Source organism: Massilia sp. BGA-UO-ETr-WB1, from assembly GCF_059567845.1.
The window spans coordinates 660,095-672,432 of the sequence record NZ_JCAQOT010000025.1; the positions used below are offsets into that span (position 1 = coordinate 660,095).

Sequence of the window (12,338 nt, forward strand, 5' to 3'; positions counted from 1 at the left end):
AGCTTGTTCAACCATTTCACCTAAAGGGAGGAAATTATGGCTAGCAATCTTACCCGTTTCAGCCCCTTCGGCGACATTGCCCGCTTCGATCCATTCCGCGACATCGAACGTTTCTTCGATGAGTTCGACCGGCCGTACGGCGGGTCCGACCAGCCGCGCAGCATGCGCATGGACGTGCACGAAACCGACCAGGCTTACACGGTCCGGGCGGAAATGCCCGGTTATGAAAAGCAGGACATCACGGTCTCGATCGACGGCCATACGGTGACCATCCGCGCCAAGCACGATGAGCAGAAGAAGGACCCGCAAAGCGGCACGCTGATGCGCAGCGAGCGTTTCCATGGCGAGCAGTACCGCAGCTTCACGCTGCCGCAGGAGGTGGACGACCAAAAAGCCAGCGCCGCCTGCAAGAACGGCGTGCTGGAACTGACCCTGCCCAAGAAAGTCGGCGGCCACGGCCGCCAGCTGCAAATCCAATAACCCCGCACCCCGGCCTTTGAACGGCCACTACGGCGCCCAGTGCCGTAGTGGCCGCTTGGCCAACTTTGCCTGCAAATCCCGGCGGCTATCGCATATCAGATGTATGTAGACTGTCTTGCTTCCCACTTCATAAATAACCCGGTTCTTTGCTGCGATTATTTGAAGAAAATGCGTTGTAGGGAGTTCTGGCGGCGGGTGGCCGGAGGAGGGGAACTGCTCAAGATTCAGAATGGCGTGCTTGATCTTCGCGTAGGAATCGAGCCAGACGTCCTGTGAGAAATGCTTGCGTATGTAGCGTCGTATTTCTTTCAGGTCATCCAATGCGGATGGAAGAAATACGACCCGATGGCTCATTCTTCGTCGGCCCGATCCAATGCCTCTATCTCCGCAAAGACGTCCGCTGCAGGGATGACCCGGCCTTCTTCAATGTCCTTGCGACCGTGCGCCAAAATCTGGAGTAGGGCCATGGCTTGCTCCTGCTCTTCATAGCTGTGTACGTCCATCACCACCAGCTTCGCCTCCCCATTTTGCGTAATGAGCATAGGCTGCCGTGTCTCCATCAGCGTGGTGACAATCTCTGCGGTATGGCTCTTGAGGTAAGAGAGCGGCTTGACCTGGCTTGAGTATTTCATGGGGCGGGCAGATTGGTTGGGCTGACTCATTATAGACCGATCCTCATTTGGCTTAACTGTTGTTGGGGTAAATGGCAGTGTGACATTTATGCAATACGTACCGCCAGTACGCATAGATTGTATACAAAATCGGTTGACAACTTTTTCAGCACTCGGCATCATCAATCACATAGAACGCTGCCACAGAGCCGCGTGTAAGCATCCCAGTGGAGCGTCCACAAGACGCCCCATCCCGCCTCAAGTTCGACCTCGCCACGATAAAAACAGACGCCACGATCTGCGCGGAGAGGCATGCCGGATAGCACCGGAACAAGTAGTTCACGACATAACATCAATGATGGAGACACACATGAACAACCTGCTATTCCAGGTGGATGACCGTCCACCGCTGATCACCACCACCCTGCTGGCCGCCCAGCACATGCTCGCCGCCCTGGGCGGCATCATCGCCGTGCCGCTGGTCGTGGGCGCGGTCCTCAAACTGCCCGCCGACCAGATCGTCGCCCTGATCAACGCCGCGCTGCTCGGCTCGGGCATCGTCACCATCATCCAGTGCAAGGGCGTCGGCCCGATCGGCATCCGCCTGCCTTGCGTCATGGGCACCAGCTTCGCCTTCGTCGGCGCGGCCATCAGCATCGGCCTGGAACACGGCGTGCCGGGCATTCTCGGCTCCTCGCTGGCCGGCTCGGTGGTGATGATCGTCGGCTCCTGCTTCATGCCGCAGATCCGCAAACTGTTCCCGCACGCCGTCACCGCCGTGGTGGTCACCATGATCGGCCTGTCGCTGGTGCCGGTCGCCATCGACTGGGCCGCCGGCGGCAAGGGCGCCGGCGCCCACTACGGCGACCCGATCAACCTCGGCATCGCCCTGTTCGTGCTGGTGACCGTGATCGCGCTGGTCCAGTACGGCAAAGGCATCTTCTCGGCAGCGGCCGTGGTGCTGGGCATGTTCGTCGGCTACCTTGCCTGCGTCGCCATGGGCCTGGTGGACTTCTCCTCGGTGCAGAAAGCCGCCGCGTTCTCGGTGCCGCAGCCTTTCGCGTACGGCATGACCTTCCCGATCAGCGGCATCGTCGCCATGGGCGTGGCCTACGTGGTCACCATGGTGGAAACCACCGGCACCTTCATGGCGCTGGGTTCGGCCACCAACACCAAGATGCGCGGCAAAACGCTGGCGCGCGGCGTGCTGTGCGACGGCGTGGGATCGGCCTGCGTGGCCATGCTGGGCAGCCCGCCGGTATCGACCTTCGCGCAGAACGTCGGCGTGATCTCGCTGACCGGCGTCGCCAGCCGCCACGTGGTGGCCCTGACCGGCGTGATGCTGGCGCTGGCCGGCCTGTTCCCGGTGCTGGGCGCCATCGTCGTTACCATCCCGCAGCCCGTGCTGGGCGGCGCCGGGCTGATGATGTTCGCCATGATCATCGCCGCCGGCGTGCAGATGCTGAGCAACGTGGAGCACAGCAAGCGCACCGGCCTGATTATCGCCGTCTCCATCGGCTGCGGCCTGGCGGTCAGCGTGCGCCCCGAACTGCTGGTCAAGCTGCCTGCCTTCGTGCAGGAGATCTTCGGCTCGGGCATCAGCACCGCCGCCATCGTGGCGGTCACGCTGAACCTGATCCTGCCGGAGCGTCCCGTGGAAGCGAGCGACGACGAGGAAGACGAGGTGCCCCAGCCCATGCTGGTAAAAAAGCTCGAGACGGCTTAAGCTCGTAGCCGCCTGACTGCAGTAATCCTCCGCGCCGGTGACGACCACCCGGCGCGGTTTTGACATTGTTTCCGCAGTGCCCGCGCATTGTTTCCGCAGTGTTTAATCATTCCAAGGACTTCATAAAATGACTAAAACTCTCTTGATCAACAATGCGCGCGTGGTGGTGACCATGGACGACGAGCGCCGCGAAATCGACAACGGCGCCATCTTCGTGCGCGGCAACGTGATCGAACAGGTGGGCTTCACGGCCGACTTGCCGCAGCAGGCGGACGAAGTGATCGACGCCAGCGGCCAGGTGGTCATGCCCGGCCTGGTCAACACCCACCACCATATGTACCAAAGCCTGACGCGGGTGATCCCCGCCGCGCAGAACGGCGAGTTGTTCAACTGGCTTACCAACCTGTATCCGATCTGGGCCAACCTCACCAGCGAGATGGTGCACGTGTCCACGCTGACGGCCATGTCCGAACTGATGCTGTCCGGCTGCACCACCAGCAGCGACCACCTCTACATCTACCCCAACGACTGCCGCCTGGACGACAGCATCGAAGCGGCCAGGAAAATCGGCATGCGCTTCCACGCCGCGCGCGGCTCCATGAGCGTGGGCCAGTCCAAGGGCGGCCTGCCGCCGGACCGCGTGGTGGAAGAGGAGGGCGCCATCCTGAAGGACACCCAGCGCCTGATCGAAACCTACCACGACGCCAACCGCTACGCCATGCAGCGCATCGTGGTGGCGCCTTGCTCACCGTTCTCCGTGTCGCGCGACCTGATGAAGGAAGCTGCCACCATGGCGCGCAGCTACGGCGTGTCGCTGCACACCCACCTGGCGGAGAACGTCAACGACATCGCCTACAGCCGCGAGAAATTCAACATGACGCCGGCGGAATACGCCGAGGACTGCGGCTGGGTGGGGCACGACGTGTGGCATGCGCACTGCGTGCAGCTGGACGACGACGGCGTCTACATGTTCGCCAGGACCGGCACCGGCATCGCGCACTGCCCGTGCTCGAACATGCGCCTCGCTTCCGGCATCGCGCCGATCCGCAAGATGGTGGACGCGGGCGTGCCGGTGGGCCTGGGCGTGGACGGCTGCGCCTCCAACGACGCGGGCCATATGCTGGGCGAGGTAAGGCAAGCCATGCTGCTGCAGCGCGTCGGCTTCGGCCCCGATGCGATGACCGCGCGCCAGGCGCTGGAGCTGGCCACGCTGGGCGGCGCCAAGGTCCTCAACCGCGACGACATCGGCGCGCTCAAGCCCGGCATGGCGGCCGACATCATCACCTTCAAGCTGGACCAGGTCGGCTTTGCCGGCGCGCTGCACGACCCGGTGGCCGCGCTGGTGTTCTGCACGCCGTCCAACGTCACGCACAGCATCATCAACGGCAAAGTGGTGGTGCGGGACGGGCTGCTGCAGACGGTGGACCTGCCTATCGTGATCGAGCGCCACAACAGCCTGGCGCACGAGCTGGCGCTGGCCACCGGCGCGCGCAAGGCGGCGTAGCACCCGCCACTATTTCAGCAGCGCCGCGACCAGGTCCTTGTCCGGCGCCGCGCCGCTGCTGTCGAAGCGCAGCGCGCCCTCAACGTGCAGCAGGTGCTCCAGCATCAGCTTCGCGGCCAGGTCCGCGTCGCCGGACTTTGCCGCGTCCAGGAACTCCTCGTGCTCGTTCGACGAGCACACCGCATCCCGGTCCGACTGGTACAGCATGGTGATGAGCGAACTGCGCGCCACCAGCTCGCTCAGCATCTCATGCAGCACCTGGTTGCCCACCACGTTCGCCAGCAGCACGTGGAAATCCCCCAGCAGCTGCGAGCGCACCTTGTGGTCGCCCAGCGCCTGGCGCTCCATCTTCAAATGCCGCTCCAGCACCTGGTAGTCGGCCGGCGTGGCCTTGGCCACGAACTCCCTGGCCAGCGCCGCCTCCAGGATGCGCCGCGCCGCAAAGATGTCGCGCGACTCCTTCTCACTCGGCTGGCTGACGAAGGCGCCCTTGTCCGGCACCATCTGGATCAGTTTATCTTTGGACAGGATCAGCAGCGCCGCGCGGATCTTGGTGCGGCTCACCGAATACAGGCGCGACAAAGCCTCCTCGCGCAGCTTGGTCCCGGGCGGCAGCTTGCGCGCCGCGATGGCCTCCGCGATGTGGTTTGCGATGTCGTTCGAGCTCTCGCCACTGCTCTGTTTTTCTTCGATGGCGACGATGGACGTTTGCATGGAGCCGTAGCAGTAATCAATGCTCAATCATACATGGATGGCTATTTATTGGCTATGATTGCTACTTTTTTGACAACGGAAGGCAGGGCATGCAGCAGACATTCGCAGTGGACGGCATCGATGTGTTCGTGGAAGGCGAGGGCGCCGAGACCGTGCTGATGCTGCACGGCTGGCCGGACACGCACCGCCTGTGGGACGGCCAGGTCGCCGCGCTGCGCCGGCAATACTGCTGCGTGCGTTTCACGCTGCCCGGCTTCGACCTGGACAAGCCGCGCCGCCCCTGTTCGCTGGACGGCATGACCGCGCTGATCGAAAGCATCGCGCGCCAGGCCAGCCCGGACCGGCCGGTGATCCTGATGCAGCACGACTGGGGCAGCATCTTCGGCACCGAGTTCGCCCAGCGCCATCCGCAGCTGGTGTCGCGCATCGTCTCGGTGGACGTGGGCGACGCGCTCACGCCCGAGTACCGCGCCGGGTTGGGCCTGGGCGCCAAGCTCGCCACCGCCTACTACCAGCTGTGGCTCGCGCTGGCCTGGCGCATAGGCGGCAGGGCTGGCGACGGCATGTCGCGCATGATGGCCAGGGCCATGAAGGTGCCGGTGGACGGCGCCGCCATCGGCAGCCAGATGAACTACCCGTACTACATCACCTGGATGGGCGCCTACGGCTCCTACCGCGGTGCCGCCGCCACCATGCCGGCCTGCCCCACGCTGTACATCTACGGCACCCGCAAGCCCTTCCTGTTCCACACCAGGGCGTGGACCGATAGACTGAATGCCACGCCGGGCAGCCGCGCCATCGCCATGAAAACCGGCCACTGGCCGATGCGCGAACGGGAACAGGACTTCAACGCCGCCGTGCAAACCTGGCTGGCCGGTTCCTAGCCCGGGAAGTCCGCACAGCTTGCGGGCTGCAAGCCCTGGCGCAAGCGTGTCAGGGACTCCGCCAGCCGCGCGTGGCCCTCGCGCAGCACGCGGTGGCGCCAGCTCTGCGCCGGCGCCGCCGCCAGCCGTATCCGGCTGCTGCCGATCGCGTCCACCAGCGTCAAGCCGTCGTTCGGCACCACGAAGCGCTGGCCCGGGCGCAGCAGGAAGTCGGTGGCCTGGCCATACGCGGTAATCCACGTCACGCCCGAAATCGCCTCCACCACGCGGCCGCCGGCGTCCTCCAGGCGCAGCGGGGTGTCGCTGCTCAGCGTGTATTCGGCATAGGGCTGGGTACGGGCTTGCATGAGGCTCTCCTGATGGTGATGACTGCCTCCAGCATACCCACGGCGCGCCGGCCATAACAGATGCAGCAAACCTGAATTGTGACGTACACAGCGCCGGTTCGGCTAAACTGTGCTGGTCGAAATAACGCGCCGCTGTACCTGTGCCGCGCGGCGCGCGCTCGCCACAATGGGAGGATGTCCATGCAAACCAATTTGTACGAACAACTGGCCGACGAACTGGGCGCCCACATCGCCAGCCGCGTGTTCGCCCCCGGCGACCGGCTGCCCTCCATCCGCCACCTGGCGCAGCAAAAGCGCCTGTCGGTGAGCACCGTGCTGCAGGCGCTGCGGCTGATGGAAGACCGCGGCCTGATCGAAGCGCGGCCCCAAGCCGGCTACTACGTGCGCCACCGCGCCCGCCTGCTGTCGTCCGTGATGACCGACGCCGAGCACCTGAAAGAGCCCGAATACGTCGGCATCACCAGCCTGCTGATGCGGGTGCTGAAAGAGAACGAAGCGCCCGGCATGGTGCACCTCGGCTCCGCTTGGCCGCCGGACGAACTGCTGCCCATCAAGCGCGTGCAGAAAACCGTGGCGGCCGTGGCGCGGCGCGAACCGGCGCTGCTGGCGCGCGTGAGCTGCTTCGAAACCAACGAACCGGCCTTCGTGCGCCAGATCATGCGGCGCGCGCTCGACTGGGGCAGGCCCGACCCGGCCGAGATCGTCGTCACCAGTTCCTGTACAGAGGCCATCAGCCTGTGCCTGCGCGCCGTCGCCAAGCCCGGCGACACCATCGCCATCGAATCGGCCACCTACTTCGTGCTGCTGCAGCTGATCGAAAGCCTGGGCATGAAGGCGCTCGAGATTCCCACGCACCCGAAAACCGGCCCCTCGATCGACGCGCTGGAGCTGGCCTTCAACGCCGGGCTGGTGCAAGCCTGCCTGTTCGTCCCCAACGCCAACAACCCGCTCGGCTGCGTCATGCCCGAGGAGAACAAGAAGCGCCTGGCCGCGCTGCTGTCCCAGCACGACATCCCGCTGATCGAAGACGACATCTACCGCGACCTGTGCTTCGCCACCGAGCGGCCCTGGCCCATCAAGGCCTACGACAGCACCGGCCACGTGCTGCTGTGCTCATCGTTCTCCAAGGCCATCACGCCCGCCTCGCGGGTGGGCTACGTGGTGGCCGGGCGCTGGGCGCAGGAAGTGACCTTGCTGAAGATGGTGTCGAGCGGCGCCACCAGCCAGTTCTTCCAGGCCGTGCTGGCCGACCTCCTCACCGGCAGCAGCTACGAAACCCAGGTGCGCAAGATGCGGCGCGCGCTGGCGCAGCGCATCTGCCGCATGTCCGACGCCGTGGCCGCCAGTTTCCCGCATGAATGCTCCATCTCCGAACCGCAAGGCGGCTTCGTGCTCTGGGTGCAAATGCCCGCGCAAGTGGACTCCCTCGCGCTGCACCGGGAAGCGGTAGGGCAGGGCATCGCCTTCATGCCCGGCCAGCTATTCTCCGCCACGGGCAAATTCAGCAACTGCCTGCGCCTCAACTGCGGCAACCCCTGGAGCCCCGCAGTGGAGAGCGCCATCGCCCGCCTCGGCGCCCTGGTGCAGCGCGCCGCCGACACCGCTCCCGCCACCCGCGCCGCCTGATTCCAGGCGGCCGTCTCTCCGCGTATTCTGCGTTTCATCCCCCGTTTTTTGCGCTTCATCGCACGCCGATGGAAGCGCGGGGAGCCTTTAGGTACAGTACAAACATCGCAGAACACAACGTAGTCCCAACCACCAAGGAGCTTAAAATGAACGTACTGAAAAACATGGAAATCATCTTCGCCGCCGCCGCTTCGCTGGCTCTCGTTACCAGCTACGCCACCGCCAGCGCCCCGGTGATCGAAGTGCCTGCCGCCGCGTTCGCCAGCGTGAACGCCGCCCCAGCCAAGATGCCGGTCGTGATCGTTGCAGCTAAACGCCTGACCGCAGCAGAGAAAGCCGCCCTGATCTGAAAACTCGAAAGAAGTGGCGTCATCTTGGTACAATTGCTCTCTTTCCGACATAGCGGCAACTCCCATGATAGACATCCAACTTCTCCGTAAAGATATCGACAACGTCGCAGCCCGCCTGGCGACGCGCAAGTTCCAGCTGGACGTGGCAGGTTTCAACGCCCTGGAAGGGGAGCGCAAAGCGATCCAGATGCGCACCGAAGAACTGCAAAGCAAGCGCAACTCGCTGTCCAAGCAGATCGGTATGCTCAAGGGCAAAGGGGAAGACACCACCGCCGTGATGGCGGAAGTGGCCGGCCTGGGCGATGAGCTGAAGAACAACGAACAAGCATTGGCCGTGGTGCAAGCCCGGATGAGCGATTTCATGCAGGCGGTGCCCAACCTGCCGCACGAATCGGTCCCGGTAGGCACGGACGAAAGCGGCAACATCGAAGTGCGTAAAGTCGGCACGCCGCGCGCCTTCGATTTCGAAGTCAAAGACCACGTCGACGTCGGCGCGGCCCTGGGCCTGGACTTCGACACCGCCACCAAGCTGACCGGCTCGCGCTTCTCGGTCATGAAAGGCGGCATCGCCCGCCTGCACCGCGCGCTGGCGCAGTTCATGCTGAACACCCACACCGGCGAGCACGGCTACACCGAATGCTACACGCCCTACCTGGTCAACGCCGACTCGCTGCGCGGCACCGGCCAGCTGCCGAAATTCGAAGCCGACCTGTTCTCGGTGAAGAAGGGCGGCGCGGAAGGCGAGGGCGAGACCTTCTACCTGATTCCGACGTCGGAAGTCTCGCTGACCAACATCGTGCGCGACGAAATCCTGGCCGCCGAAGCGCTGCCGGTGAAAATGACCGCCCACACCCCATGCTTCCGCTCCGAAGCCGGCAGCTACGGCCGCGACACGCGCGGCATGATCCGCCAGCACCAGTTCGACAAAGTCGAGCTGGTCCAGGTGGTGCATCCCGACACCTCTTACGACGTGCTGGAAGAAATGGTCGGCCACGCCGAAAAGATCCTGAAAGACCTGGGCCTGCCATACCGCGTCATGAGCCTGTGCACCGGCGACATGGGCTTTGGCGCCACCAAGACCTACGACCTGGAAGTCTGGCTGCCGGCGCAGAACACCTACCGCGAGATCTCGTCGCTGTCCAACTGCGAAGCCTTCCAGGCCCGCCGCATGCAAGCGCGCTTCCGCAACGCCCAAGGCAAGCCCGAGCTGCTGCACACCCTGAACGGCTCCGGCCTGGCGGTAGGCCGCACCCTGGTCGCCGTGCTGGAAAACTACCAGCAAGCCGACGGCTCGGTAGAGATTCCGGCGGTGCTGCAGCCCTACATGGGCGGGCTGACGCAACTGAAGGCATAAGAAGGATAAATAGTCCTTCCCTTTCCGGGAATGCCTGCTATAATCTTGCCTTCTCGCAGCAGCAGGTGGGAAAACGGAGAGGTGGCAGAGTGGTCGAATGTACTTGACTCGAAATCAAGCGTAGGGGCGACCCTACCGTGGGTTCGAATCCCACCCTCTCCGCCACAACAAGCTGCTGCAGGAAAATGCGTCACCAGGAGAGGTGGCAGAGTGGTCGAATGTACTTGACTCGAAATCAAGCGTAGGGGCGACCCTACCGTGGGTTCGAATCCCACCCTCTCCGCCAGAACAAATAAAAACGGGCTCCCCTGCGGGAGCCCTTTTTTATTTGTTCGGACGGAAAGGGTGGGATTCGAAGACTTCGCGCCCTAAAGGGCGCGAAGGCTCTCCGAATCGCCCATTTTGCAGTTGCCTTTGACTTTGCTCTTCGCAGTAGTGGCTAGCTAAGCCCCCAGCAACCCCGACAGCCGCCGCGCAGTTTCAACGACCGCCGCCTCAATTTCCACCTTCCGCCCCGGCTCCTCCGCCAGCAAATAGCTTGGTCCCGCCACACTAACCGCCGCCACCGCAGTGCCCGACGCATCAAACACCGGCGCTGCACAAGCATCAATCCCCGTTTCAAACAACCCCAAACTCCAGCAGCAATCCCGTTCAGCCGCCTCCAGCAGCAAAGCCTCAGCCTCCGCAAAGCCAATCCGCCCCCCGCGCGGATCCCCCTGCGCCGCCGCATACATTTCACGCCAAGTAGCGCGCGGCCTGCGCCCTAAAATCACCCGTCCCGGCGCAATCAAATAAGCCGGCAGCCTGCTCCCCGGCCGGATATTACTCACCAAAGGCGTCTGCGGCACCTCCTTCGCCAGATAAACCGCAAACGGCCCATCCAGCTCCACCAAATACCCCGACCACTGCACCTGTTTGCTCAACAGCGCAACCAGCCTGCGGCCATGACCAATCAAATCATCCCGCCCCAGCGCATCCGCCGCCAGCCCCAAAAAGCACACCCCAATCCGATGCCCCCCCTGAGGCAGCGCCTCCAGCACCCCCTCATCCTCCAGCGTCGCCAGCAGCCGCGCCGCCGTAATCCGATTCATCCCCGCCTCGCGCGCCAGCGCGCTCAAGTTAGCGGTCGACCCGCCCCCCGCCACAAACCCCAGCAAGCGAAACGCCCGCGCCACCGACCCGCCTCGTAATTCGTCATCCTTCATAACCCCTCCATATGTTCATATTTGAACATATTGAACAAAAAATGCACAACAAAAAAGCGCATTGCTATAGTCAGCCCATCTTGAACCCCAAAGGAGACAACCGCATGAGCACCCTAAAAATCGGCATCGCCGGCGCCGGCATAGGCGGCTTGGCCGCAGCCATCGCACTGCGCGACATGGGCCACGACGTCGTCGTATTCGAGCAAACCAAACAATTCCTGCGCGTTGGCGCCGACATCAACCTCACCCCCAACGCCGTGCGCGCACTGGACGGCCTCGGCGTCGCAGCCCAGATCCGCCGCACAGCGGCGCGCCCCACGCACCGCATCAGCCGCACCTGGGACAGCGGCGAAGAAACCTCGCGGCTCGAAATGGGCGACAGCGCCGAACAAAAATACGGCGCCCCGCAACTGACCATCCACCGCGCCGACCTGCTCGCCGCGCTGGCCGGCGCCTTCCCCTCCGAGCGCGTCCTGTTCGGCAAGCACGTGCAAGAAATCCAGGCCGAAGAGCAGGGCGCCGGCGTTTCCTTCTCCGACGGCAGCCACCACCGGCTGGACCTGCTGATCGGCGCCGACGGCATCCACTCCGCAGTGCGCAGCGCCATGTTCGGCCAGGAGCGGCCGCGCTTCACCGGCGTGGTCGCCTACCGCGCCGTGGTCCCGGCCGAGCGCCTAGCCGGCCTGCCCAACCTGCAAGCATTCACCAAATGGTGGGGCCCCACGCCCGAAAGCCAGATCGTCACCTTCCCCCTCAACGCCGGCAAAGACATCTTCATCTTCGCCACCACCGCGCAGGAAAGCTGGCAGCTCGAGTCCTGGACCACGCAAGGCAGCGTGCAGGAGCTGCGCGACAGCTACGCCGGCTACCACCCGCACGCGCGCGCCTTGCTCGACGCCTGCGACGACGTGCTCAAGACCGCGCTCTACGAACGCGACCCCTTGCCCGCCTGGTCGAGAGGCCACATGGCCGTACTGGGCGACGCCGCGCACCCCATGATGCCCTTCATGGCGCAAGGCGCCGGCATGGCCATCGAAGACGGCGTAGTGCTCGCCTGCGCGCTGCGGAATGTAAGGCAAGCCAGCGCCATTCCCGCCGCGCTGCAAGGCTTTGAGCGGTTACGGATAGAAAGAGCCTCCAAGATCCAGCTGGGCTCGCGCAGCAACAACTGGTTGCGGGAAGGAGGCAATGCCGACTGGGTATACGGCTACGACGCATGGAAAGTTACGTAAAGGGCTTTCAATTTAGAGGGCGGGCAACTATAATCACGCCTTCGCATAAAGCGGCGTACGACACACGGAGAGGTGGCAGAGTGGTCGAATGTACTTGACTCGAAATCAAGCGTAGGGGCGACCCTACCGTGGGTTCGAATCCCACCCTCTCCGCCAGAACAAATAAAAAAGGGCTCCCCTGCGGGAGCCCTTTTTTATTTGTTCTGGCGGAGAGGGTGGGATTCGAAGACGAAGCGCCCTAAAGGGCGCGGAGGCTCTCCGAATCGCCCATTTAAAGAAGGGCTCCCCTGCGGGAGCCCTTTTTT

At 63.8% G+C, this 12,338-nt stretch carries 13 protein-coding genes and 3 tRNA genes; 11 read left to right on the forward strand and 5 right to left on the reverse strand.

Annotated elements, in window-relative coordinates:
- Positions 1 to 36 precede the first annotated feature (36 nt).
- Complete coding sequence (locus tag AC56DV_RS21155) at positions 37 to 480, forward strand: Hsp20/alpha crystallin family protein (protein WP_496316197.1); 444 nt, start codon at positions 37 to 39, stop codon at positions 478 to 480.
- 27 nt (positions 481 to 507) lie between these two features.
- Here AC56DV_RS21155 and AC56DV_RS21160 read toward each other — a convergent pair whose 3' ends face one another.
- Together AC56DV_RS21160 and AC56DV_RS21165 are read right to left on the reverse strand one after the other, a co-directional pair.
- Positions 508 to 834 (reverse strand): type II toxin-antitoxin system RelE/ParE family toxin, encoded by a 327-nt coding sequence (locus AC56DV_RS21160; protein ID WP_496316198.1) that lies wholly within the window; start codon positions 832 to 834, stop codon positions 508 to 510.
- On the reverse strand, positions 831 to 1,112 hold the full coding sequence (locus tag AC56DV_RS21165; protein WP_496316437.1) for a type II toxin-antitoxin system Phd/YefM family antitoxin: 282 nt from the start codon (positions 1,110 to 1,112) through the stop codon (positions 831 to 833). Before AC56DV_RS21165 ends, AC56DV_RS21160 begins: the two co-directional genes overlap by 4 nt.
- Before the next feature lie 349 nt (positions 1,113 to 1,461).
- Between AC56DV_RS21165 and AC56DV_RS21170 the strand changes: the two genes are divergently transcribed.
- Both AC56DV_RS21170 and AC56DV_RS21175 read left to right on the forward strand, forming a co-directional pair.
- Entirely contained in the window at positions 1,462 to 2,817 is a 1,356-nt protein-coding gene (locus tag AC56DV_RS21170) for a uracil-xanthine permease family protein (RefSeq protein ID WP_496316199.1), read from the forward strand.
- A gap of 127 nt (positions 2,818 to 2,944) precedes the next feature.
- Positions 2,945 to 4,321: an 8-oxoguanine deaminase gene (locus AC56DV_RS21175; protein WP_496316200.1), complete on the forward strand. Its 1,377-nt coding sequence runs from the start codon at positions 2,945 to 2,947 to the stop codon at positions 4,319 to 4,321.
- A 9-nt stretch (positions 4,322 to 4,330) separates the two neighbouring features.
- Here the strand turns inward: AC56DV_RS21175 and AC56DV_RS21180 are convergent, their stop codons facing one another.
- Positions 4,331 to 5,035 (reverse strand): GntR family transcriptional regulator, encoded by a 705-nt coding sequence (locus AC56DV_RS21180; protein WP_496316201.1) that lies wholly within the window; start codon positions 5,033 to 5,035, stop codon positions 4,331 to 4,333.
- An 89-nt stretch (positions 5,036 to 5,124) separates the two neighbouring features.
- On the opposite strand from AC56DV_RS21180, the gene AC56DV_RS21185 reads away from it, so the two are divergent.
- Complete coding sequence (locus AC56DV_RS21185; RefSeq protein WP_496316202.1) at positions 5,125 to 5,919, forward strand: alpha/beta fold hydrolase; 795 nt, start codon at positions 5,125 to 5,127, stop codon at positions 5,917 to 5,919.
- On the opposite strand, the gene AC56DV_RS21190 is transcribed toward AC56DV_RS21185, so the two are convergent.
- Complete coding sequence (locus AC56DV_RS21190; RefSeq protein WP_496316203.1) at positions 5,916 to 6,266, reverse strand: DUF2917 domain-containing protein; 351 nt, start codon at positions 6,264 to 6,266, stop codon at positions 5,916 to 5,918. The two genes, AC56DV_RS21185 and AC56DV_RS21190, sit on opposite strands and share 4 nt — an antisense overlap.
- A gap of 180 nt (positions 6,267 to 6,446) precedes the next feature.
- On the opposite strand from AC56DV_RS21190, the gene AC56DV_RS21195 reads away from it, so the two are divergent.
- The 5 genes from AC56DV_RS21195 to AC56DV_RS21215 all read left to right on the forward strand — a co-directional run bounded on the left by AC56DV_RS21195 (position 6,447) and on the right by AC56DV_RS21215 (position 9,882).
- Positions 6,447 to 7,892 (forward strand): aminotransferase-like domain-containing protein, encoded by a 1,446-nt coding sequence (locus AC56DV_RS21195; RefSeq protein WP_496316204.1) that lies wholly within the window; start codon positions 6,447 to 6,449, stop codon positions 7,890 to 7,892.
- 146 nt (positions 7,893 to 8,038) lie between these two features.
- The gene (locus AC56DV_RS21200; RefSeq protein ID WP_496316205.1) at positions 8,039 to 8,242 is read left to right on the forward strand and encodes a hypothetical protein; all 204 of its coding nucleotides are present in this window, start codon (positions 8,039 to 8,041) and stop codon (positions 8,240 to 8,242) included.
- Between the two features lie 64 nt (positions 8,243 to 8,306).
- The gene (serS, locus tag AC56DV_RS21205) at positions 8,307 to 9,596 is read left to right on the forward strand and encodes a serine--tRNA ligase (protein WP_496316206.1); all 1,290 of its coding nucleotides are present in this window, start codon (positions 8,307 to 8,309) and stop codon (positions 9,594 to 9,596) included.
- A 75-nt stretch (positions 9,597 to 9,671) separates the two neighbouring features.
- Positions 9,672 to 9,761 (forward strand) — tRNA-Ser (locus tag AC56DV_RS21210).
- Positions 9,762 to 9,792: 31 nt separating this feature from the next.
- Positions 9,793 to 9,882: transfer RNA gene (locus tag AC56DV_RS21215), tRNA-Ser, on the forward strand.
- A 157-nt stretch (positions 9,883 to 10,039) separates the two neighbouring features.
- Here the strand turns inward: AC56DV_RS21215 and AC56DV_RS21220 are convergent.
- Complete coding sequence (locus AC56DV_RS21220) at positions 10,040 to 10,801, reverse strand: IclR family transcriptional regulator (RefSeq protein WP_496316207.1); 762 nt, start codon at positions 10,799 to 10,801, stop codon at positions 10,040 to 10,042.
- Positions 10,802 to 10,905: 104 nt separating this feature from the next.
- Here AC56DV_RS21220 and AC56DV_RS21225 point away from each other — a divergent pair, with 104 nt between their 5' ends.
- Both AC56DV_RS21225 and AC56DV_RS21230 read left to right on the forward strand, forming a co-directional pair.
- Positions 10,906 to 12,033: an FAD-dependent monooxygenase gene (locus AC56DV_RS21225; protein ID WP_496316208.1), complete on the forward strand. Its 1,128-nt coding sequence runs from the start codon at positions 10,906 to 10,908 to the stop codon at positions 12,031 to 12,033.
- A gap of 66 nt (positions 12,034 to 12,099) precedes the next feature.
- Positions 12,100 to 12,189, forward strand: a tRNA-Ser gene (locus AC56DV_RS21230).
- Positions 12,190 to 12,338 lie beyond the last annotated feature (149 nt).

Bases quoted from the DNA above. Each gene is read 5' to 3' on its own strand.
- AC56DV_RS21200 (WP_496316205.1), top strand. From the start codon at position 8,039: ATGAACGTACTGAAAAACATGGAAATCATCTTCGCCGCCGCCGCTTCG.
- AC56DV_RS21160 (WP_496316198.1), bottom strand. From the start codon at position 834: ATGAGCCATCGGGTCGTATTTCTTCCATCCGCATTGGATGACCTGAAA.
- AC56DV_RS21220 (WP_496316207.1), bottom strand. From the start codon at position 10,801: ATGAAGGATGACGAATTACGAGGCGGGTCGGTGGCGCGGGCGTTTCGC.
- AC56DV_RS21185 (WP_496316202.1), top strand. From the start codon at position 5,125: ATGCAGCAGACATTCGCAGTGGACGGCATCGATGTGTTCGTGGAAGGC.
- AC56DV_RS21190 (WP_496316203.1), bottom strand. From the start codon at position 6,266: ATGCAAGCCCGTACCCAGCCCTATGCCGAATACACGCTGAGCAGCGAC.
- AC56DV_RS21175 (WP_496316200.1), top strand. From the start codon at position 2,945: ATGACTAAAACTCTCTTGATCAACAATGCGCGCGTGGTGGTGACCATG.
- AC56DV_RS21195 (WP_496316204.1), top strand. From the start codon at position 6,447: ATGCAAACCAATTTGTACGAACAACTGGCCGACGAACTGGGCGCCCAC.
- AC56DV_RS21155 (WP_496316197.1), top strand. From the start codon at position 37: ATGGCTAGCAATCTTACCCGTTTCAGCCCCTTCGGCGACATTGCCCGC.
- AC56DV_RS21165 (WP_496316437.1), bottom strand. From the start codon at position 1,112: ATGAAATACTCAAGCCAGGTCAAGCCGCTCTCTTACCTCAAGAGCCAT.
- AC56DV_RS21180 (WP_496316201.1), bottom strand. From the start codon at position 5,035: ATGCAAACGTCCATCGTCGCCATCGAAGAAAAACAGAGCAGTGGCGAG.
- serS (WP_496316206.1), top strand. From the start codon at position 8,307: ATGATAGACATCCAACTTCTCCGTAAAGATATCGACAACGTCGCAGCC.
- AC56DV_RS21225 (WP_496316208.1), top strand. From the start codon at position 10,906: ATGAGCACCCTAAAAATCGGCATCGCCGGCGCCGGCATAGGCGGCTTG.
- AC56DV_RS21170 (WP_496316199.1), top strand. From the start codon at position 1,462: ATGAACAACCTGCTATTCCAGGTGGATGACCGTCCACCGCTGATCACC.